This is a genomic window from Streptomyces sp. NPDC001056 (assembly GCF_053598955.1).
Genome location: NZ_JBSFLI010000097.1, coordinates 1 through 2,008, shown reverse-complemented (window position 1 = coordinate 2,008; position 2,008 = coordinate 1). Strand labels below are relative to the sequence as shown.

Below are 2,008 nucleotides of genomic sequence, written 5' to 3'. Positions count from 1 at the left end.
CCACGATCTGATGTGGCGGGCGATCACCAGCACCGCGTTGCAGGACACCGCGTACGTCCTGATCATCGTGTGGGAGACGGTGGCCGCGCTGGTCCAGGCACAGAATCGTCATTCGTAGAATTGCCGATCAAGAACAACATAATTCTGAGAGAGGCGCTATGGATGCGCACAGCATGATCGGGGCGATCACGGCGGGGCTGGCCCGGCAGGAACGGCTTCTCAAGCTCGATACTCCGCTTGGCAGTAATGCTCTGATCCGTCATCGGGCATATGGACGGTCCCGTATCGGTCGAGATTACCTGTTCATGATCGGCTGCGTGTCGACGTCGAACGATTGCAGCCACGCGAAACAGGCTCGATCAATCATGCGTAGAACGCGTATCGTCCTCCTGATTTCTTGTCTGCTGGAAGCTTGCTCGAAGAGCGAAAATACCGCGAGTCCGTTACCTGATGTGAGCGCGGTACGTCTGAATCTGGCCTTCGCCTGCAGAAATTCGGTGATGCTGCCGAAGGATTTCAAATGAGCGTCGCGGCAGGAAGCAGTCGATCGGCGCTTTTACTTGGGAGCGCGTTTGATGCAAACGGTGGGAACGACCCGGTAAGCAATCTTGAGGTTCACGCAGATCGTGAACGTGTTCACGGATACAACGTCATTGGAAAATTTCTTCGAGCCAATGACGGCCGCAACCCGAAGGTACCCGACCTCGACAAGATCGTTCCGTTGCCGCCTGCAAAGCTCCTGGCGTGGGACGCCACATTCCAGTGGCAAAACGATCAAGACGACGTCAACGAGATGGCGAGGGCTAGGCATCTCGACCCCGCGACGGGACTACTGCTTCCCGGAAGCACGGCGCCGCACGGCTGATCACTTCATCGACCCCGGAATCCACATGAACTCGACAACCCGGCCTATCTCATTACCCGGCGCCGCCGCACTCATCGCAGCGCTCATCATCACGGTGCTGTTTCTGCCCAGCCTCTACGTGCAGTTGACGAGGTTCTCGTTAGACACGCAGATGCTGGCGTTGCAACTGGCCAGTTTCATCCAGAACCTGGTGTTTCGAACGGGCCTGGTTTATCTGATTGTGCGATGGCACGGGGAGCATCGCGATCAGCTTGCGTTCCGTCGCCCCGCGAGGCTGCTCGCGAGCTATGCGTCATGCCTGCTGGTCTGGCAGATCGCACAGATATTCATCATCCAGGTGCTGCTGCTGAGTCTGGCCAGAAATGGCACCCGTCTGACGGTCATCGTGAACCTCATCGCGCCGGCGAGCGCCGCCCTTTATGCGCTCGTAGCCTGGTTTGCGTGGCGGCTCGTCACGCGAGTGTTTCGCAACGATGTGTTACCCGAGGCGCCGCGAGGTCGCGCAGCGCGGTCCATTGCCGGCCTCGCGGCGTGGCTGTTCGCCAGCGTATGTCTGCTCTTGATGACGACGACGGTGCCGATGTTGCTCGACTATTTCGACGACGACCTCACGCGCATGATGTTCGGCTACGTTGGTGCGGTTGCCATTCCCGCGGCATTGGTCTTTGCGGGAGCGCGACTCGGCCTGCCTCGTGATCTCGTGCGGCTGCACGGCTGGCGTCTGCTGGGCGCGTCGCTCGCGGCGATGGCATCCACCTCGGTGGTGTTCTATCTGGCGGTGCAGTTGCTTGGCGGCATGCTGGGGACGGGCGTGTTGTCCGGAATGATGGCGATCGTTGTTCTTGGCTGTGTCTTTGTGGCTTGTTGGGTGTGGTTCCGCGTGTTCTACGCGTCCGTGAGCCGCGACACGGTTAAAACCCCGCAGGGCATGCCGTCGCCGTAGCAACAGTGCTTGCGACACGTATTCGAGGCCGCACGACGGGAACGGCTTCAGGCGGGCGCAAGCGCGCGACGGAAAAGCAGCAGGCTACTCGCGACGCAGCGCTTCGAGCACCGCCGCTCCAGGTTCCGCAGCGCGGCCATGGCGCGGGGTGCGGTGCCGGTGCGCACTCGCGAGGCGTCCTCGCTATAGGTGACGTCTCT

General features: G+C 60.7%; 3 protein-coding genes and 1 pseudogene. All 4 read left to right on the top strand.

Annotated features, from left to right (window positions below):
* Positions 1-94 (top strand): annotated as a pseudogene (locus tag ACWDD7_RS37615) (DUF2165 family protein); the annotation flags it as partial.
* A 79-nt stretch (positions 95-173) separates the two neighbouring features.
* Positions 174-524: a hypothetical protein gene (locus ACWDD7_RS37610; protein WP_341401008.1), complete on the top strand. Its 351-nt coding sequence runs from the start codon at positions 174-176 to the stop codon at positions 522-524.
* Positions 521-865 (top strand): DUF6396 domain-containing protein, encoded by a 345-nt coding sequence (locus ACWDD7_RS37605; protein WP_137910118.1) that lies wholly within the window; start codon positions 521-523, stop codon positions 863-865. The genes ACWDD7_RS37610 and ACWDD7_RS37605 overlap by 4 nt, the downstream gene beginning before the upstream one ends.
* 25 nt (positions 866-890) lie before the next feature.
* Positions 891-1,808 (top strand): hypothetical protein, encoded by a 918-nt coding sequence (locus ACWDD7_RS37600; RefSeq protein ID WP_105817629.1) that lies wholly within the window; start codon positions 891-893, stop codon positions 1,806-1,808.
* Positions 1,809-2,008 lie beyond the last annotated feature (200 nt).

Excerpts from the sequence above, each read along its gene's own strand:
- ACWDD7_RS37605 (WP_137910118.1), top strand. The coding sequence starts at position 521 with ATGAGCGTCGCGGCAGGAAGCAGTCGATCGGCGCTTTTACTTGGGAGC.
- ACWDD7_RS37610 (WP_341401008.1), top strand. The coding sequence starts at position 174 with ATGATCGGGGCGATCACGGCGGGGCTGGCCCGGCAGGAACGGCTTCTC.
- ACWDD7_RS37600 (WP_105817629.1), top strand. The coding sequence starts at position 891 with ATGAACTCGACAACCCGGCCTATCTCATTACCCGGCGCCGCCGCACTC.